General features: G+C 66.7%; 18 protein-coding genes. 13 read left to right on the top strand and 5 right to left on the bottom strand.

From position 1 onward, the window contains the following. Window positions 1–24 precede the first annotated feature (24 nt). From K4G53_RS20600 to K4G53_RS20625, 6 genes are all read left to right on the top strand, one after another. On the top strand, window positions 25–768 hold the full coding sequence (locus K4G53_RS20600) for a DUF5998 family protein (RefSeq protein ID WP_221387550.1): 744 nt from the start codon (window positions 25–27) through the stop codon (window positions 766–768). After that, window positions 768–2,003, top strand: a complete 1,236-nt coding sequence (locus tag K4G53_RS20605; RefSeq protein WP_221387551.1) for an alkaline phosphatase family protein — start codon at window positions 768–770, stop codon at window positions 2,001–2,003. Before K4G53_RS20600 ends, K4G53_RS20605 begins: the two co-directional genes overlap by 1 nt. Beyond that, entirely contained in the window at window positions 1,996–2,730 is a 735-nt protein-coding gene (locus K4G53_RS20610) for a thymidine kinase (protein ID WP_221387552.1), read from the top strand. Before K4G53_RS20605 ends, K4G53_RS20610 begins: the two co-directional genes overlap by 8 nt. Window positions 2,731–2,925: 195 nt before the next feature. After that, entirely contained in the window at window positions 2,926–3,420 is a 495-nt protein-coding gene (locus K4G53_RS20615; protein ID WP_260323901.1) for a hypothetical protein, read from the top strand. A 115-nt stretch (window positions 3,421–3,535) separates the two neighbouring features. Then, window positions 3,536–4,075: a hypothetical protein gene (locus tag K4G53_RS20620; RefSeq protein ID WP_221387553.1), complete on the top strand. Its 540-nt coding sequence runs from the start codon at window positions 3,536–3,538 to the stop codon at window positions 4,073–4,075. Between the two features lie 138 nt (window positions 4,076–4,213). Further along, entirely contained in the window at window positions 4,214–5,638 is a 1,425-nt protein-coding gene (locus K4G53_RS20625; protein WP_221387554.1) for an HNH endonuclease signature motif containing protein, read from the top strand. Window positions 5,639–5,695: 57 nt separating this feature from the next. On the opposite strand, the gene K4G53_RS20630 is transcribed toward K4G53_RS20625, so the two are convergent. The 3 genes from K4G53_RS20630 to K4G53_RS20640 all read right to left on the bottom strand — a co-directional run bounded on the left by K4G53_RS20630 (window position 5,696) and on the right by K4G53_RS20640 (window position 8,351). Next, on the bottom strand, window positions 5,696–6,301 hold the full coding sequence (locus K4G53_RS20630; RefSeq protein WP_221387555.1) for a dihydrofolate reductase family protein: 606 nt from the start codon (window positions 6,299–6,301) through the stop codon (window positions 5,696–5,698). 108 nt (window positions 6,302–6,409) lie between these two features. Next, window positions 6,410–7,732 (bottom strand): septation protein SepH, encoded by a 1,323-nt coding sequence (sepH, locus tag K4G53_RS20635; protein ID WP_221387556.1) that lies wholly within the window; start codon window positions 7,730–7,732, stop codon window positions 6,410–6,412. 130 nt (window positions 7,733–7,862) lie between these two features. Continuing rightward, window positions 7,863–8,351 (bottom strand): DUF3093 domain-containing protein, encoded by a 489-nt coding sequence (locus tag K4G53_RS20640; RefSeq protein WP_221387557.1) that lies wholly within the window; start codon window positions 8,349–8,351, stop codon window positions 7,863–7,865. Between the two features lie 139 nt (window positions 8,352–8,490). Between K4G53_RS20640 and dut the strand changes: the two genes are divergently transcribed. From dut to K4G53_RS20660, 4 genes are all read left to right on the top strand, one after another. Further along, on the top strand, window positions 8,491–9,009 hold the full coding sequence (gene dut / locus K4G53_RS20645) for a dUTP diphosphatase (protein WP_221387558.1): 519 nt from the start codon (window positions 8,491–8,493) through the stop codon (window positions 9,007–9,009). Between the two features lie 83 nt (window positions 9,010–9,092). Continuing rightward, window positions 9,093–9,806 (top strand): DUF3710 domain-containing protein, encoded by a 714-nt coding sequence (locus K4G53_RS20650; protein ID WP_221387559.1) that lies wholly within the window; start codon window positions 9,093–9,095, stop codon window positions 9,804–9,806. Then, on the top strand, window positions 9,778–10,161 hold the full coding sequence (locus tag K4G53_RS20655) for a hypothetical protein (RefSeq protein WP_374226191.1): 384 nt from the start codon (window positions 9,778–9,780) through the stop codon (window positions 10,159–10,161). The genes K4G53_RS20650 and K4G53_RS20655 overlap by 29 nt, the downstream gene beginning before the upstream one ends. Then, the gene (locus K4G53_RS20660) at window positions 10,158–10,916 is read left to right on the top strand and encodes a DUF3159 domain-containing protein (RefSeq protein WP_221387560.1); all 759 of its coding nucleotides are present in this window, start codon (window positions 10,158–10,160) and stop codon (window positions 10,914–10,916) included. The genes K4G53_RS20655 and K4G53_RS20660 overlap by 4 nt, the downstream gene beginning before the upstream one ends. A 51-nt stretch (window positions 10,917–10,967) precedes the next feature. Here K4G53_RS20660 and K4G53_RS20665 read toward each other — a convergent pair whose 3' ends face one another. Both K4G53_RS20665 and K4G53_RS20670 read right to left on the bottom strand, forming a co-directional pair. Next, window positions 10,968–11,720 (bottom strand): NAD-binding protein, encoded by a 753-nt coding sequence (locus K4G53_RS20665; protein WP_221387561.1) that lies wholly within the window; start codon window positions 11,718–11,720, stop codon window positions 10,968–10,970. Next, complete coding sequence (locus K4G53_RS20670) at window positions 11,717–12,391, bottom strand: TrkA family potassium uptake protein (RefSeq protein ID WP_221387562.1); 675 nt, start codon at window positions 12,389–12,391, stop codon at window positions 11,717–11,719. The genes K4G53_RS20665 and K4G53_RS20670 overlap by 4 nt, the downstream gene beginning before the upstream one ends. Before the next feature lie 119 nt (window positions 12,392–12,510). Here K4G53_RS20670 and K4G53_RS20675 point away from each other — a divergent pair, with 119 nt between their 5' ends. From K4G53_RS20675 to K4G53_RS20685, 3 genes are all read left to right on the top strand, one after another. After that, window positions 12,511–14,487, top strand: coding sequence for an APC family permease (locus K4G53_RS20675; protein ID WP_221387563.1), 1,977 nt, complete (start codon window positions 12,511–12,513; stop codon window positions 14,485–14,487). Beyond that, window positions 14,484–15,884, top strand: a complete 1,401-nt coding sequence (locus K4G53_RS20680) for a class I SAM-dependent RNA methyltransferase (protein WP_221387564.1) — start codon at window positions 14,484–14,486, stop codon at window positions 15,882–15,884. Before K4G53_RS20675 ends, K4G53_RS20680 begins: the two co-directional genes overlap by 4 nt. Window positions 15,885–16,051: 167 nt before the next feature. After that, window positions 16,052–18,877: an aconitate hydratase gene (locus K4G53_RS20685; protein ID WP_221387565.1), complete on the top strand. Its 2,826-nt coding sequence runs from the start codon at window positions 16,052–16,054 to the stop codon at window positions 18,875–18,877. The last annotated feature ends 126 nt before the right edge of the window (window positions 18,878–19,003 follow it).

The raw sequence follows: 19,003 nt of genomic DNA on the forward strand, positions 1-19,003 counted from the left end.
CGGCGATCTGTGAAAATAGGGGGCATGAGCTTTCCGCCTCCCGCGTCCGCGCCCGAAACGCCCGGCAACGAAAACCAGGCAGTGCGCCAGCACAGCTCACACAACCACGGTGGGCAGGGCCGGAGCCTTGAAGACGCACTGCAGAAGGCCGGGTTCTACCCGCGCCTCGTCTCCGACGTCGTCGATGATGCCCTCGACGGCCGGGAATGCGTGGCCCACCTGGTGCACCTGGAGACCCACTTTGACCGCGCCGAGGTGCGCCGCCACATCACGGTGCTGGTCCTGACGGCCGACATGCTGGTCATCACCCATGTGGATGACCAGCAACTGGACGAGGCGGGGGAGCAGATCGTCGCCCAGATCTCCACCGAATCGGTTCCGGTGGCACAGATCCGTTCGGTGGTGCTGAGCTACATGTACGCCCAGCCGCAGAACTACAAGCCGTCCGATCCCGTCCGTGAGCTCACCCTGTCCATCGCCTGGTCCGGCGGCCAGCGGCTGGACATGGGCCCCGCCAGCTGCGGCGACCCGCAGTGCGAAGCCGATCACGGCTACACCGGCACCATCGCCCAGGAAGACATCGTGCTGCGGATCAGCGCGGAGGCGGACGGCCTGCAGGCCGTGCAGGATGCCAAGCTCTTCGCCCGCGCCCTGCGTGCCGTCAACACCGGATCCCCCGCTCCCGTACCCCATGTCCAGTCCATGGCGCCGAGGCCGCGCTCAGGAGTGTTCGGCAACCGGCTCAGCCGCGGGCACCAGCAGCGCTGATGCCCGAAGACAGCCACCAAGCCGTACCAGCCCCCGCCGCCTCCGGACGCCTTCCCGATCTCCCGCCGCCGCCCGCTTACGGACGCCGTTCCGTCGCCGAAGTCCTGACCAGCGCAGCCGCGAGCCTGGGCGTGGACGGCTTCAGTAACACCCTTGGCCTCCCTGCGGCCAGCCGCGTCTGCGTGGTGCTCGCGGACGGCCTGGGCAGGAACCTGGTCAAGCAAAAGACGGCGCATACGCCGTTCCTGCGTTCGGTCATCCAGGCGGGCCAGGGCGAGGTTCCCGTGTGGCTGGACTCAGCGTTCCCCTCCACCACCGCGGCAGCGCTGGCCAGCTTTGGTACAGGCCTGTCCGCAGGCCAGCACGGCATGGTGGGCTACGATGTCCTGGATCCTGACCAGGACAAGGTGGTGAACCTCCTGGGGAACTGGGACGCCGGCGTTGACCCGGCCACCTGGCAGCCGTTCCCCACTGTCTTCGAGCGCGTCGGCGGCCAGGTGGATGTCAGCACAGTCAGCCTTTCCCAGTTCGACGGCTCGCCCATGACGCGGGCCGCCCTGCGGGGCGGCAGGTTCATATCAGGCATGACCGCGCATGCCCGGACGGCGGCGGCGGCCGAGGCCATGGCAGCCGGCGGCCCGTCCCTCATGTACTTCTACGTTAATGAGCTTGATAAGGCCGGCCACCGGTACGGCTGCCAGTCCGAGCAGTGGGAGCACCAGCTGGAGGAGCTCGACGCAACGGTGAAGCGGCTCAACGCTTCGCTCCCCGCCGGCACCACCATCCTGCTCACCGCGGACCACGGAATGCTCGACGTGCCGGAACCGCAGCGCATTGACTTCTCCGCCGACCCGGCGCTGGTGGAAAGGGTCCGCCACACTGCCGGTGAACCCCGCATGGTGCACCTGTACCTGGAGGACGGCCACCTTGCGGACGCGGCAGGAAGCCGGGAGCGGTTGCTGGCTGCCTGGAAGGCGCGTTTCGGCTCCAGGGTGTGGGCCTTCACACGTGACGAAGCCATAGCCGGGGGATTGTTCGGCGAGGTCCGTCCCGCCGTCGAACGCCGGATTGGTGACGTGATGATCGCGGCCCGCGACGCGCTTGCCTTGTACGACGGCCGGCGGATGCGGCCCACGGCCATGGAAGTGGTGGGCCAGCACGGCTCCCTGACCAAGGCCGAGCGGGAAGTCCCGCTGCTTTGCTTCAAGGCCGAGGGAAGGCGCCGGCGTGGCTGAACTGATCTTTTTCTCGGGGACCATGGACTGCGGGAAGTCGACGCTGGCCCTGCAGATGGACTACAACCACCGGGCCCGGGGGCGCGGCGGAGTGCGCTTCAGCCGGAACGACCGTGCCGGCGAATCCCGGATCTCCAGCCGCCTTGGGCTGGAGACGGACGCCGTGGAGGTGGTGGACAGCACGGACTTCTGGGAGGAGGTCATGCTCCGCCGCACACGGGGCCAGCGGGTGGACTACCTGATCTGCGACGAGGCCCAGTTCTACTCCCCGGAGCAGGTGGAGCAGCTGGCCAAGGTGGTGGACGAGATCGACGTCGACGTCTTTGCGTTCGGCATCACTGCCGACTTCCGTACCCGGCTGTTCCCGGGTTCCCAGCGGCTCATCGAACTGGCGGACCGTGTCCAGGTGCTGCAGGTTGAGGCCCTGTGCTGGTGCGGCCGGCGCGCCACGCACAACGCCAGGACGGTCGACGGCGTCATGGTCACCGAAGGCGCCCAGGTGGTGGTGGGCGACGTGGACATGGTGGTGGATGCCGCGGCGGCTCCGGAAGCGGAGCATGTTCCCGTGGTGGGGTACGAGACGCTGTGCCGCCGGCATTTCATGCGCCGGGTGAGCGCCCACGGTGCCAAGCTGATGGCCCAGCAGGACCAGCTGCTGCCGTTCGAGGTCGACGCCTGCCTGTGGCGCGGTACCGGCGGTCCGGGCGCGCCTGGTACCGGGGCTTAGGCAGCATTGGCCGCGATCGCGGAGTGAAGCCCTGCGGCTCTTAGTGCGCTCGTGTCCTTCGGCGGGCAGCGATAAGGTCGGCAACTCCTGGGAACCCCTAGGAGGAACGGGAATCCTGGTAACGGTTTAGCTTTCCCCCGTCTGGTCGATGCCCAAAGGCCTAAAGTCTGAAGACACAGAATTGGGGGATTCATCATGGAAAAAGTGGCCAGCCAAGACAGAAAGTTCCCGAAGCTCATAACGGAAGCCGTCGCGCCGATGGTCGTTGCGGTGGCAGGGCCTCTGCTGGTCATACTTCTGGCCGGCTACATCACCATGCAGTTGCAGTTGGTAGGGGCCCACGGCTTCACAGGGTTCAACGACCGGTTCATCAGCGTCGCAGGTGATTGGCTGCGGTACCTCTGGCCTGCCGTCCTTGTAGTCCTGGTTGTCGCAGCAGTCCTGATCTATCGTGCGGCGGTCCGCAGCGCGGCCGCACGCTTCACGGCTCTTGGAGTTTTCGCGTTGGTGGCCATGCTCGCCATCCCGATGGCATCCGGGCCGCGCCTCAATCCGGATGAGCACTATCCATTGATGACCTATATCGCGATGGAAGGTGCGAAGTCGCCCCTGGTTCTGGCCCTTATAGGTGCCCTTGTTGCAGATCTCATTGCCTCCAGGGGAATGCACCCCCGGCGTGCCAGCGTATAAGTGGCCTGCAGTCGCCCTCGCCGAAGCAGGACTGTAAGTATTCGTTTGGGTCTCGTTTCAGTTCCATCTTGGGGAGCCGGTAGTGGGGCCTTTTGGCTGCGAGTACCTTCATGACATGGGGAAATTCGTTTCGCTGGCGCAGGCAGGGCTTCTGGTCATTGTGCTGGGGACAGCTTGCGGCACTCCACCAAGCGGGCCCGCAGCTGCTAACAGCGACACCCAACAAAGCCGGCCCGCAGGTCCTGGGAGCGGCATCGAAACAACAGGCGCCGCGGCGCCAGGCAGCGGCGCCGTGGCCTGCGTCGACTGGGTCCGGTTTGAGTCCCCACAAGATCAATACGACCACGCGGGGTTGGTGCTGATCGGCGAGCCCGCCGGTAAAGACGGCGAAACCAGCATCTACGGCTACAAGGCCACAACCCACGTAATAAAGGTTGAACAGGTACTTAAGGGCGAACCGGGGGATGGAACAATCCGCATCTCTTCCACTCCTATGACCTGTACTGCCGACGGCGAGTCCTACCCTGACGGTGACCCACTCGACACTGATCAGCGAGTGATTATTTTTGCAAGCAAACAGGGCACTGACTGGTTCACGCTAACTCCCGCGCAGGGCGTCTTGCCCTTCCAAGGGAAGGAACTGCCCTTTCGATAGGGCAGCCGGAATTTGGGCAGGGGAGAGCATGTAGTCGGCCCACCGGTTCTGATACGCCCTCGCAAAGGTTCCTGCCCTCAAATGTGGTGAGAGCCTCACGGCAGTCACAATGTCGTACCCCCTTGCCATGATTGGTTTATGGGGAAAGCAGCGGTGGCCAAGGCGTATGCGGATATCCGTGCTGCCCTTGCTGTGCTCGATGCTGAGGTGGAGGGGCACGGTCCCGAGCCGTTCTCGCCGGCTGATCCCTTGGCGGGGCTCGCCGATGGTTGCCTGGATGTTCTTGCCGGGGCCCGGGAAGCCGAGGCCGGTTTCGCGGCGCTGAAGGCGAAGGCCGCAGTGACGTACTCGGACAGCGCCCACGCTGTTGCCGGGCCGGATGTGCCGGTGCAGGCCCAGGAGACGGCGATCGCCGCGGAGGTCGGGTGTGTGCTGGCCCTGGGGCCGCGGGCCGCGGGATCGTTCCTGGCCGCCTCCCACGCCCTTGCCACAACACTGCCCAGAACGCTGTCAGCTCTGCACGCCGGGGACCTGTCGTGGCAGCACGCCCTGGCCATGGTCGACGAGACGGCCAGCCTTGACGCCGCCGGTGCTGCGGCCTTGGAAGCGCATTTCCTGGACCCGGACGTCCCGGACCCGGCACGGGGCTGCCCGGCCGGGCAGATGCCCGCGCACCGGTTCAGGGCCAAGGCCCGCACCTGGCGGGAACGCCACCACGCCGAGAGCATCGAAAAACGCCACGCCAAGTCCTTGGCGGACCGGCGGGTGGAGTTCAGGCCGGACCAGGACGGCATGGCCTGGCTCTCCGCACACCTGCCCGCCCACCAAGCCTTGGCCGGCTGGAACCGGCTCACCGCCCTCGCCCGGAGCATGCAGGGCCCCGACGAGCCCCGCAGCATGCCCCAGCTGCGCGCTGACACCTTCGGTGAGGCGGTCCTTGGCAACAGCGGCCCCGCCGGCGTTGCCGGCGCGGAGGGCAGTGGAGATGCTGGCCTGTCCTCGCGGATCCGGGCGCAGGTGCTGGTCACGGTGCCGGTGTTCGCGCTGATGGGCTCGACGGACGAGCCGGCTTTGTTGGACGGGTACGGGCCCATTCCGGCGTCGATGGCCCGGGACCTGGTGGCGAACGGGGCGGGGTCGTTTTATCGGGTGTTGGTGGATCCGCGGGATGGGGCGCCATTGGAGATTGGGCGGACGAGCTACAGGGTCACGGGCGCGATGCGGGCTTGGCTGCGGTTGCGGGACGGCAAATGCCCCTTCCCGGGGTGCAGCAACAACTCCCTGGACAACGACACCGACCATATCCTTGCCTGGGCCAACGGCGGCACTACTGGGATCTCGAACCTGGGACAGCCCTGCCGAAAACACCACCGGCTCCGGCACACCACCGGCTGGGCACCCACCCCGGCCACCAGGAACGAACCACCAGGCTGGACCTCACCCACCGGCCGCCACTACAAAAGCGAACACCAGGACTGGGAACCACCGTGGTGGCCGCCCGGCGTCCAACCCGGGGAGCGAAGCCTGCTCGAGGAAGCCCTCCTGGAGCAGCTGGCCCTATGACAGCCGGGCACGGTGGACGTCCCGCCCTTGGACGCTGCCCTCGGCACGAAGCTGCCGTCAGCTGATCCGGCGGTAGCGGATGTGCGTGGCCAGCGGCGAATGGAGCACCTCGACGGGTTCGAAGTCGAAGGACTCAGCCCCATCAAAGATCCGCTCACCCGAACCGAGTAGTACAGGTGCGATGTCGAGGGTGAGCTCATCAATCACGCCCGCTGCCAGGGCTTGCCGAACAGTGGAGGCCCCGCCGGCGATGTCGACGCCTTTATCCCCGGCCGCCTCGCATGCCGCGGCGTAGGCCGCGTCAAAGCCTCCCGTGACGAAATGGAAGGTCGTCCCGCCCTCCATCCGGATGGGGTCGTGCGGAAAATGGGTCAGCACGAACACCGGTGCGTGGTAGGGCGGTTCCGCTCCCCACCACCCGCTCCATTCCTCATCCCAGTCGCCGCGGACCGGGCCGAACATGTTCCGGCCCATCACGTACGCGCCCCGCGGGCGCATGAGCCATTCGTTCGCGGCCTTGTCGGCATCGTTGGCGCGGGGATCACCGATGTGCCAGCCGTGCAGCTCCAGTCCCCGCCGGCCCAAGGGGTTCTCGCGGCTCTGGTCCGGGCCGGCGACGAAGCCGTCCAGCGAGACCGACATATGGCAGGTGGTGTGCGGCACTGCGGACCTCCTTGCTGATTGCGGCCCTAGGGCGGCCGCAAGGGGATACTGCGGCGGAGCCTAGCACTCCACCGGGTGGTTAGGAAGAGCGCGCAAGGGGAGAGGCTTCTACTCGCTTCGGGTGCCGAAGACGATCTCATCCCAGGACGGCACGCTGGAGCGCTTCGGCCGGACAGGCCTTTCCGGCGCCTCGGTCTCAGGCAGCTGGCCCGTGCTGGGGGAGGAATCGTCCTGCTTGGCTGCCGGACGGCGCGGATTGCTGCCCAGCAGCTCGTCCAGCCCGGCACCACTGGAAGCCCCGCTGCCCGCGGCCGGAGCGGAACCGGATGGCTTCTGCGGGGACGCTGCGATGGTGATTTCCCTCGTGTCGGTGCTGACGCCGTCGTGCAGCCTCAGCGCGTCACCCTCAACGTCCCGGTGCGGCGGAAGGAGGCTGAGCCTGGACAGCATGGAAGGCCGTGCATCGCGGCGCCGGATGAACGAATCACCCTGTGCGGCGGGGACGTCGCCCTTCTCATCCTGCGGTTCCGGATCGTGTTCCTCCGGCTCGGCGGCAACCTCGGACGGGCGCGGGTGGGCGGCCGGCACACCATGGGTCAGCAGCAGCGCCAGGGCGTCATCCGAATCCTCGTCCACGCCAAGGCGCTGGCCACGGCGTGAGCGGAGCATATCCAGCAGGCCGTCGGCTTCCTTGCCGGGAACCTGCGCAGGGCCGGCCTGGCCCGGGGAGGAAGCTTTCCCTGTATCCGCGTCCGTTTCAAAATCGAAGGGGCGATCGGAAACTGCTGTGAGGCGGCGGGCGGGCACCGGTCCGTCCAGCGGCTCGAGTTCACTGAGCTGCTGCGCCCAGCGATTGGTGTTCTGCAGGGACTTGCGGGCGGGATTAAACGTCCACAGGGCTGGCGGTTCCTCGCCGATGCCGGGCGTTCCGCCGGACTTTGCCTCGAAGCTGGCCGAAACAGTCCAGGTGCCGTCCTGGCGCCGCCAGGAGTCCCATTCCACCGTCGAAGGGTCGATGCCATGGGCGGACAGCCGGTGCGCCACCATGTCCTCGAGGGTGGCTGGATTATCGCCAAACGCCGACCGGTAAATGTCGTGGCCGGGCGAGGGCGCCGCCACTTCCACCTTGCGGGCCTGCTGTGCCACGTACTCGCGCTCGGCCAGGACAGGGCCCTCATACCGTTCAACCTTGGCCAACGGCAGGCCGGAGAGTTCCGCAACGTCGGCTGCTGTGGCGCCGGCCCGGATCCGCGCCTGGATGTCGCGGGGCGACATGGGAATGGCGGGCCGCTCGTTACGCGGCTTGGCCGAGGCCCGGCTCGCCGTCCTGAGTGCCTCGTCGATCGGCAGCTGGAACATCTCGCCGCCGGCCCCGCTCAACAGGAGATGCGTCCCGTCGTCGTGCACGCCTACAAGCCGTAGATCCTGCATACAAATCCTCCACCCTGGCATTACTATCAACCGAAACTCTGCCACCCGGCCGGGCGGATTTGGCTCAAGGGGCAGGGCGCGCCGTGATTTTCCGCCGGATCCGGGGTTCGGCCGGCTCCAGCGGCGGCTGTCAGCGCCGGGCGAGGGCTGCCGTCAGCTGGTCCGGATGGCGGGTGGAGGCCAGCCAGTAGGGGGTGCGGTCTGCGGGGTCGGTGATCTCGATCCTGACCACGGGGTCGATCCATCCGCGGATGCACAGGTACGCCAGGCCATTGAGCCTGGTGCCGCGCTCCGCTGTCGCCTCATCTGCACGGAACTGCTGGACTTCACCAATGAACCTGCGCTCGATCGTTGCCCGGCCGACCGTGAGGGAATCCTCCGTAACCGTGATGGCGGGCGTGGAAAGCACCAGGAGGACTGCAATGATGATGAAGAGCACAGCTGCCGCGGTGTAGCCCGCGGCCATGCTGATGGGCGCGAACACCAGGATTCCGGCGGCGGAAACACCCGCTGCGATAATCCAGATCCAGGCATTGGGCCACAGCTTTTCCCGGTAGGCGGCAGGCGCCCCTGCGGACGGTGTGCTGGGAACTGATGCGGACGGGCTTGATTCGGGCATAGGCCAAGCTTTCCACCTTTGGTCCGCTATTTCACCTTGGGACAGCGCCGCCGCACTGGGGGAGGGTGCCCGGCCGGTATCGCCGCCGCAGGCAGTACACCTAGGAGCGATTTGGGGGCGCGGGTTAGAGTGAGTGACTGTGACTGATCATCCCGCCACAGTAGACCTTGTCCCCGAGGCCGCCTCCCCGGCCACCGGCGCACCCACCCTCCAGGTACAGCTGAAAATGCTGGATCCGGAACTGGAAGCCCCGTCCTACGCGCATCCGGGCGACGCCGGCGCGGACCTTCGCGCGCGGGAGGACGTCGTGCTGCTGCCAGGGGAGCGAAAGCTCGTACCGACGGGCGTCGCCATTGCCCTTCCCGAAGGCTTCGTGGCACTGATCCACCCCCGGTCCGGCCTGGCGACCAAGCACGGCCTGACCATCGTCAACGCCCCCGGAACCGTAGACGCCGGCTACCGGGGCGAGATTTCAGTCACCCTGCTGAATACCGACTCCTCCCAGCAGATCGAGCTCCGCCGCGGCGATAGAATTGCCCAGATGGTGATCCAGCGGGTGGAGCACGCCCAATTCATTCCTGTCAGCGAATTGAGCGGGTCCGTCCGGGGTACTGGAGGCTTTGGTTCCACTGGCGGCTTTACCGTCCCCGGGGCCTGACACCCCGCTGTCCCCGCTGCCACGCCAGTATCCGCTGCACGGACCCGGTCCGCGCCGGCACATTCATAACAAAGGAGTCACCCATGGTCTTCGGGCTCGGCAGGAAAGCCAAGAACGCAGAGCCGGCTGAACCGGACGAATCCCTCACCGCCGCAGAGTCCGGCGCGGGGGAGCCCGGTATCGCAGCCCTCCGCCAGGACGGACCCTTCGACGAAACCGAGATCAGCAGCCGTGACGGCTATGTGGACCTCGGCGCCCTGCTGATCACGCCCAGCGAAGGCCTGCAGCTCCGCCTCGAAGTGGAGGAAGCAACACAGCGGGTCGTGGCCGTCACGCTGGACCTGAACGGATCCAGCCTGCAGCTGCAGGCATTTGCCGCCCCCAAGACTGAAACGCTCTGGGATGAGATCCGCGAGCAAATCGGCCAGTCGGTGGGCGCCCAGGGCGGCCAGGTCGAAGAGGTCGAAGGTGCCTTCGGAACCGAGCTCGTCGCCAAACTCCCCGCGGGACTGCCGGACGGCAGCCAGGGGTACCGCGTCGCCCGGTTCATCGGCGTCGACGGGCCCCGCTGGTTCCTCCGCGGAGTTTTGGGCGGTCCCGCAGCACTGGAGAAGCCCGCCGCCGAACCGCTGGAAGCCCTGTTCCGGAAGGTCGTCGTCGTGCGGGGCGACAGCCCAATGCCTCCCCGCGACCTCCTGCAGCTGCGGCTGCCGAAAGATGCCTCCGCCGCTCCTCCGCCCGCCGCGACCACCCTGGAGGAGCCCGAACGTGGTCCGGAAATCACCCAAATCGGCTGAGACCCCCGCCGCCGGAGCTTTTCGCGGCACCGGCCGGATCACCCCCATCGACCAGCTTCCGGACAAAGGCCGCGTCCTGTGCGAGGGGCACGTCGAATCGGTAACCTTCGTGCCCGCCGACCGGACCGCTGAATTCAGTGCCCTGCTCGCCGATGCCGATACCGGACGTCCGGGACCGGCTGCAGGACGGCGCAGGCCGCCGCGGCTGCGGATCGTTTGGCTCGGACGACGGCGTGTCCCCGGCATTGAAGCCGGCGCTGTCCTCCGGGTTGAAGGGATGCTGGCCCGCGGCAAGGACGTGCCCACCATCTTCAACCCCCGCTACGAGATCCTGTCCCGCGAGGAGAACGAATGACCGCGCACCAGCCCGACCCGTCCTCCGAAACCCCAGGCTCCACGCCCCGGAAAGAACAGCCCGGGGAAGGATCGCCGATGGCGGGGCTGGCCGCCGAATACGCTGCCAAGGCCGGACTGCACCGCACCCATGATGGCCGCGTGGACGTGCTCCGCAGCGCCGGCGGCGTGCAGGGCATCGCCGAGAGCATTGTTCCCGGGCTGGTGTTCCTCGTCGCCTTTACCATCACCCGTGAACTGCCCCTGTCCCTGGTGGCAGCGCTGGTGTCGGCAGCCGCGTTCACCGTCGTCCGGCTCGTGCAGCGGCGGCCCCTGACCCAGGCCCTGGCAGGCGTTGTCGGCGTCGGCATCTCAGCGTGGCTGGCCAACACCACCGGCAAAGCGGAAGACTTCTACCTGCCAGGTTTCCTGACCAACGCCGCGTACATCCTGGCGATGGTCCTCTCGATCGCGGTCAGGTGGCCGGTAGCAGGGCTGCTCTTCGGTTTCATCCGCAACGAAGGCGTGGACTGGCGCAAGGACCCTGCGCGGGTCAAGGCATACCGCCTGGGCACCTGGATCATCGTGGCCGTCCTGGCACTCCGGCTCATCGTCCAGGTTCCCCTTTACCTGGCGGGAACAGACGGCCTGGCGGCCCTCGCCACCACCCGTCTCATCATGGGCGCACCCCTCTACATCCTGGGTGTCTGGATCGCATGGCTCGTCACCCGGCCGGCACCGGCCGAAGCTGAAGCCGGCACCGACCAGGCCGCCTGACGCCGCAGCACCCGGGGGATACCCGTCCGGGGCGATCCGTGACCGCGGCTGCTAGCCGTCGAAGCCGTCGTCGTCCATCGCTGGTCCGTGCCCGGGAATGGAAGCCGTCCCGCTGGCCACCTGCTGTGACACGTCGATGCTGCCAGGCGCGGAGGAGAGCAGCGCGCGCAGCCCGTCCTCCGCGGCGATTGTGGTGACAAAGAAGAGCTCGTCGCCGCCGTCGATGACGTCGTCGCGGCTGGGCGTGATGGGTGCCTGGTCCCGCAGGATGGCCACGAGCGTGGCGTCCTCGGGCCAGTGGATATCCCCGACAGTCATGCCGATGACATGCGAATCGTGCGGAACGGTGAATTCCACCAGCGACGCCACCCCGGTCTGGAGGGTGAGGAGCCGGACCAGGTCACCGATCTCCACCGCCTCCTCCACGAGGGCGGTCATCAGCTGCGGGGTGTTGACGGCGACATCGACGCCCCACGAGTCGTTGAACATCCAGTCGTTCTTCGGGTTGTTGACCCGCCCCACTGTGCGGCCCACGCCAAACTCAGTCTTGGCCAGCAGGGACACCACCAGATTGACCTTGTCGTCGCCCGTTGCGGACACCACGACGTCGGCGTCCTCAACCTTGGCACCCTGGAGGGTCGAAAGCTCACACGCGTCACCCACCAGCCAATGCGCACCGCGCAGTCCGCTGCGGCCGATGACCTCCGGCTTGAGGTCGATCAGGAGGATTTCATGCTTGTGCGCCAGCAGTTCCCTGGCGATTGACGATCCGACGCTGCCGGCGCCGACGATAACGACTTTCACTGATACTCCTTGGCGGGGGCTTTGGCGAGGATCTGGGCGATCTGGGCGCTGCGGTCCACCTGCAGCATGGCGTGCACGGTGTCGCCGTCCTGGTATGCCGTTCCCGCACCGGGCAGCAGGCCTTCACCGAAGCGGGTGAGGTAGGCCACGCGTACGTCGGCGGCCTTTTCGATGCTGCTGATCCGGTGGCCTATCCAGCCTGCGTCCAGGTCCAGTTCGGCGAGGACCAGCCGCCCGGAAGGCTCGCGGAAATCGCCGGCAAGATGCTGTTCGGGAAGGATCCGGCGGAGCACCTGGTCGGCGCTCCAGCGGACCGCGGCCACCGTGGGTATACCCAGGCGCTGGTAGATCTCGGCGCGTCCGGGGTCGTAGATCCGCGCCACCACATGCGGGACATGGAAGGTTTCGCGGGCCACGCGGGTGGCCAGGATGTTGGAGTTATCGCCGCTTGAGACGGCCGCGAAAGCGTACGCTTCACCCACGCCGGCCTGCTTGAGCGTGTCCCGGTCGAAGCCCACGCCGGTGACCTTCCGGCCCGTGAACCCTTGGCGGAGCCGGCGGAACGCGCGGTCGTCCTGGTCGATGATGGCCACGGAATGCCCGGCATCCTCCAGCGTGTGCGCCAGCGTTGCCCCCACCCGGCCACATCCCATGATCACGAAATGCGCCACCGTTTCTCCTTATGTATTCCTGTCACGATTGTGCAGCTAGAACTCTACAGTCACCGCCGCTATTCGGGCTGGGCGGACGCCGTCATGACATCGCCCGCGATTCAGACTAGCTTTGTGGGGTGTTGACAATACTGAACGCCGTCAAACGCGTGCTGGTGGGCAGGCCGTTCCGGAATGACCGCCTCGCCCATACCTTGCTGCCCAAGAAAATTGCACTCCCGGTTTTCGCGTCCGACGCCCTCTCATCCGTGGCCTATGCGCCGGACGAAATCCTGCTGACCCTGGCGCTGGCCGGCGTCAGCGCCGTCGCGTTTTCGCCGTTGGTGGGCCTTGCCGTCATGGTCGTGCTGCTCACAGTGGTCGCGTCCTACCGGCAGAACGTCCACGCCTATCCCTCGGGCGGCGGCGACTATGAGATCGCCAACGAGAACCTGGGCAAGTACGCCGGCCTCACCGTGGCCTCGGCCCTGCTGGTGGACTACGTGCTGACTGTGGCCGTATCCATGTCGTCGGCGGCGACGTACCTGACCACCGCTGTCCCGTCGCTCCACGGCCAGCAGGCCGCCATCGCCACCATCGGTGTCATCATCCTTGCCCTGGTCAACCTGCGCGGCATCAAGGAGGCGGGCAGCGTGTTCGCCGTCCCCACCTACATCTTCATGGCCTCGATCCTCGGGATGACGGCGGTGGGTATCTTCCAGGCGGCCACCGGCCAGCTGGGTGAAGCCCCCTCTGCCAACTTCACGATCGTGCCGGCGCCGGGCTTCGATGAAGGCCTCGTGGGCCTGACCGGCGCTTTCCTGCTCCTGCGGGCCTTTTCCTCCGGTGCCGCGGCATTGACCGGTGTCGAAGCGATCAGCAACGGCGTTCCCAATTTCCGCCCACCGAAGAGCAAGAACGCCGCCACCACGCTGCTGCTCCTGGGCATGATCGGCGCCGCCATGCTGGCCGGCATCATCTACCTTGCCAACGCCACCAAAGTGCACATCGTGCTGGACCCCGCCACGGAGTTCCTGCTCAACGGCAAACCGCTGCCGGAGGGCTACATCCAGAATCCGGCCATCAGCCAGATTGCGCAGACCATCTTCGGCGCCGGCTCCATCCCGTTCTACATCGTGGTGGCCGCCACCGGCGTCATCCTGGTGTTCGCCTCCAACACGGCCTTCAACGGGTTCCCCGTCCTCGGATCCATCCTCGCCCAGGACGGCTATCTTCCCCGCCAGCTGCGCACCAGGGGCGACCGGCTTGCCTTCAGCAACGGCGTCCTCGCCCTCGCTGCCGGTGCGCTGGTGCTCATCATTTCCTTCGACGCCGATGTCACGAAGCTTATCCAGCTCTACATCGTGGGCGTGTTCATCTCCTTCACCCTCAGCCAGCTCGGCATGGTCCGGCACTGGGGGCGGGAACTGAAACTCGCCAAAGACAAGGCCGTCCGGCGCCGGATGATCAAGTCCCGGACCATCAACAGCATCGGGTTCGGCATGACGGGCCTGGTGCTGGTCATCGTCCTGATCACCAAGTTCGAACAGGGCGCCTGGATCGCCCTGTTGGCCATGTTCATCCTGTTCCTGATCATGTGGAGCATCCGGGCGCACTACGACAACGTAGCGAAGGAACTTGCCGTGGACGAGGACTCCTCCCCGCGCGCCCTTCCCACCCGGGTCCACGCCGTCCTGCTGGTCTCCCACGTGCGCAAACCCGTCCTGAGGGCCCTCGCCTACGCCCGGGCATCGCGGCCCTCCCGGCTGGACGCCATCACCGTGGACATCGACCACGAGGAGACGGCCCACACCGTTGCCGACTGGGAGAAGCTGGAAATACCAGTCCCGCTGACCGTGCTCGCCAGCCCGTACCGCGAAACCGTCACCCCCATCATGGAGTACATCAAGCAGATGCGGCTGGACTCCCCGCGCGACCTCGTGGTGGTCTACATCCCCGAATACGTCGTCGGAAAATGGTGGGAGCAGCTGGTGCACAACCAGACCGCGCTGCGCATCAAGACCCGCCTCCACTTCGAACCCGGCGTCATGGTGGCCAGCGTGCCCTGGCAGCTCAAATCCTCCGAAGAAGCAAAGAACCTGCAGGACGTCCAATGACCACCAGAGCATCCTCCGCGGCCACAACGGAAGTCACCTCCGCAGGCCACGCAGGGGAAGAAGCGGTCCTCGACGTCGGACCGGTGGCCCACGGCGGGCACTGCGTGGCCCGCCACGAGGGCCGCGTCGTCTTTGTCCGCCATGCCATCCCCGGCGAAAAGGTCCGCGCCCGGCTGACCGACGCAGGGGAGGACGCCAAGTTCTGGCGCGCTGACACCATCGAAGTGCTTGATGCCTCCCCGGACAGGGTGGAGCATTTCTGGCGTCCGGCGGATTCCCTGCGGGCCTGGAGCCAAGGCCATCCGCCGGTGGGCGGGGCCGAATTCGGCCACATAACCCTGGCCAGGCAGCGGAGCCTGAAAGCGGAGGTCCTGGCCGAACAGCTAAGGCGCCTCGCCGGCGTCGAGCTCACCACCGGGGTTGAAGCGGTGGGCAAGGATGCCGGGAAAGTGGCCGTGGGGAAAGCGGACGACGGCGGCGCAGGCCTTGGGTGGCGGACCCGCGCAAGCTTTTCCGTCACCCCCGGCGGCAAGCTCGGGATGCATGCCCACCGCTCCAGTTACATCGTTCCGGTGCGGGACATGCCCCTGGCGACCGAGGCCATCAACGCCCTCCGCCTGTGGGACCTGGACCTGCAGGGTGTCGAGCGCGTGGAGGTGGCAGCCCCCGCCAACGGCTCCCGCCCCCTGGTGCTGCTGGCACCGGCCCCCGGAACCAAGGACAAGCGGCTGAAGTCCATCGCCGCGCAACTTCCCGCTGACGTTTCGGTGGCAGGCTTCGATCCCCTGACGGGCAGCACCACCCAGCTGAAGGGCCGCACCTGGGTCCAGGAGTCCGCCGCAGGCCACGACTACCGGGTCACCGGGGAAGGGTTCTGGCAGATCCACCGCGACGCGCCCGAGACACTTGTGGGCAGCGTCACAAAATTCCTCCAGGGCGGCGGTTTCCTGCACCCCGGCGCGGTGGTGGCCGACCTCTACGCCGGGGCGGGACTGTTCACGGCCGTCCTTGCCGATGCCGTGGGTGAGACCGGTTCCGTGCTCTCCGTCGAAGGGGCGCCCGGTACCAGCCGCGACGCCCGCAAGAACCTGCACGCGGCACCCCAGGTGGAAGTCGTGCAGGGCCGGGTGGAACGCGTCCTGCGCCAAAAACCGCGGAACTTTGACGCCCTCATCCTCGACCCGCCCCGGGCAGGGGCTGGCAAATCCGTGGTGGGCCAGCTGGTTGCGGCGCAGCCCCGCGCCATCGCCTACGTGTCCTGCGATCCGGCGTCGTTCGCACGTGACCTGGGTTACTTCCAGCGCTCCGGGTGGGAGCTTGCCGGCCTGCGGGCCTTCGACCTGTACCCCCACACCCACCATCTGGAGACCGTGGCACTGCTGGTTCCGGCTCCGTGATGCCGGCGGTGTTTTCGACTACGATGGCCGTAGTAGTCCCACGTCGCGCCCCGGATTCCCGGGCCGGCCGTGTGCAATTTTCGGGCCCTGGACATAGTTAGGGCCTCCTAACTAGCAGGCGGTCAACCGCGCGACAAAGATGAAACTGTTGCGAGAGGAGTCCTGCGATGAGCACTGTGGACAGCTTCGGTTCAAAAGGCAAACTTAATGTAGCCGGAACCGAGTACGAAATTTTCCGGTTGAACTCCGTTGAAGGTGCAGAAAACCTTCCGTTCAGCCTCAAGGTATTGCTTGAAAACCTGTTGAGGACCGAGGACGGCGCGAACATCACTGCCGATCACGTCCGCGCCCTGGCAGGCTGGGATCCCAACGCGGAGCCCGATACAGAAATCCAGTTCACGCCCGCCCGCGTGATCATGCAGGACTTCACCGGCGTCCCCTGCGTGGTTGACCTGGCGACGATGCGTGAAGCAGTCAAGGCTCTGGGCGGCGACCCCAAGCGGGTCAACCCGCTGGCACCGGCCGAAATGGTCATCGACCACTCGGTCCAGATCGATGCCTTCGGCAACTCCGGCGCACTGGAGCGCAACATGGAGATCGAATACCAGCGCAATGGTGAGCGCTACCAGTTCCTGCGCTGGGGCCAGACCGCGTTCGATGACTTCAAGGTCGTTCCCCCGGGAACCGGCATCGTGCACCAGGTCAACATCGAGTACCTGGCACGCACCGTCATGACCCGCGAGGTGGACGGGGCGCTCCGCGCCTACCCCGACACCTGCGTGGGCACCGACTCGCACACCACCATGGTCAACGGCCTGGGCGTGCTCGGCTGGGGCGTCGGCGGCATCGAAGCCGAGGCTGCCATGCTCGGCCAGCCCGTCTCCATGCTCATCCCGCGCGTTGTCGGCTTCAAGCTCAGCGGCAGCATCCCCGCCGGTGCCACCGCTACCGACGTGGTGCTGACCATCACCGAGATGCTCCGCAAGCACGGCGTGGTGGGCAAGTTCGTCGAATTCTACGGCGAAGGCGTCGCCGAGGTGCCGCTGGCCAACCGCGCCACCATCGGCAACATGAGCCCGGAATTCGGTTCCACGGCCGCCATGTTCCCGATCGATGACGTCACCCTCGACTACCTGCGCCTCACCGGCCGGTCCGAGCAGAACGTCGCCCTCGTGGACGCCTACGCGAAGGAACAGGGCCTGTGGCACGATCCTTCCCGCGACATCAAGTTCTCCGAGTACCTGGAACTGGACCTGTCCACCGTTGTTCCGTCCATCGCCGGCCCCAAGCGCCCGCAGGACCGCATCGAGCTGACCGAGGCCAAGGACGAGTTCCGCCACGACCTGAAGAACTACGTCTCCCACGACGCCAACGCCGGCACCCTGGACGAGTCGCTCGAAGAGACCTTCCCGGCCTCCGACGCCCCGTCCTTCACCTCCGGAGCAACCCACGTTTCGGACACCGACCGCGAACCGCCGAAGTACTCGGCGGCGCACGGCGGCGCCGGACGCATTTCCAGCCCGGTTCCGGTGAAGATGGCTGACGGACGCGAATTCGAACTGGACCACGGTGCAGTCACCATCGCCTCCATCACCTCCTGCACCAACACGTCCAACCCGTCGGTCATGCTGGCCGCCGCGGTCCTGGCACGCAACGCCGTCGAAAAGGGCCTGACCGCCAAGCCGTGGGTCAAGACTTCCGTCGCGCCCGGCTCGAAGGTTGTCACGGACTACTACGAGAAGTCCGGCCTGACCCCGTACCTGGAGAAGCTTGGCTTCTACATCGTCGGCTACGGCTGCGCCACCTGCATCGGCAACTCCGGCCCCCTGGAAGCAGAGATCTCCGAAGCCGTCCAGGCCAACGACCTCGCCGTCACCGCCGTGCTCTCGGGCAACCGCAACTTCGAAGGCCGCATCAACCCGGACGTCAAGATGAACTACCTGGCCTCCCCGCCGCTGGTCATCGCCTACGCCCTGGCCGGATCCATGGACTTCGACTTCGAGACCGATCCGCTCGGCAAGGATGAAGCCGGCAACGACGTCTTCCTGAAGGACATCTGGCCCAACCCGGTTGAGGTCCAGCAGGTCATCGATTCCTCGATCGACAAGGACATGTTCGCCAAGGGCTACGAGGGAGTCTTCGACGGCGACGACCGCTGGAAGGCGCTGGACACCCCGGCAGGCGACACGTTCGCCTGGGATCCGAACTCCACGTACGTCCGCAAGCCCCCGTACTTCGAGGGCATGCAGGCGCAGCCGGAGCCGGTCAAGGACATCACCGGTGCGCGCGTGCTGCTGAAGCTCGGCGACTCCGTGACCACCGACCACATCTCCCCGGCCGGTTCTTTCAAGTCCGACACCCCCGCCGGCCAGTACCTGCTGGCCAACGGAGTGGAGCGCAAGGACTTCAACTCCTACGGCTCGCGCCGTGGCAACCACGAGGTCATGATCCGCGGTACGTTCGCTAACATCCGCATCAAGAACCAGCTCCTGGACGGTGTCGAGGGTGGCTTCACCCGCGACTTCACCCAGGCTGACGGCCCGCAGGCCTACGTCTACGACGCTGCGCAGAACTACCAGGCAGCCGGCACCCCGCTGGTGGTCCTGGCCGGCAAGGAATACGGTTCCGGCTCTTCCCGTGACTGGGCTGCCAAGGGTACCGCCCTGCTGGGCGTCAAGGCCGTCATCGCCGAGAGCTACGAGCGCATCCACCGCTCCAACCTCATCGGCATGGGCGTCCTGCCGCTGCAGTTCCCGGCCGGCGAGAACGCTGCCAGCCTGGGCCTGACGGGCACCGAAACCTTCTCGGTGGAGGGCGTTACCGCCCTGAACGAGGGCACCACGCCCAAGACCCTGAAGGTCACCGCGACCGCAGAGGACGGCTCCTCGAAGTCGTTCGACGCCGTCCTTCGCATCGATACCCCCGGTGAAGCGGACTACTACCGCAACGGCGGCATCCTGCAGTACGTGCTGCGCCAGATCTCCGCGAACTAGCGGAACTGCTGCACAGGCAGCATCATCGACGAAGCCCCGGCCGGTCACCGACCAGCCGGGGCTTCGGCTTTGCATGCGGGCTTCGCCGCCAAGGCGAGGCGTTAGAGTTAAACGGCACGTCTACCA

Origin of the sequence: Arthrobacter sp. MAHUQ-56 (assembly GCF_019710585.1) — a bacterium.
In the GTDB taxonomy this organism is placed as follows: Bacteria; Actinomycetota; Actinomycetes; order Actinomycetales; family Micrococcaceae; genus Arthrobacter.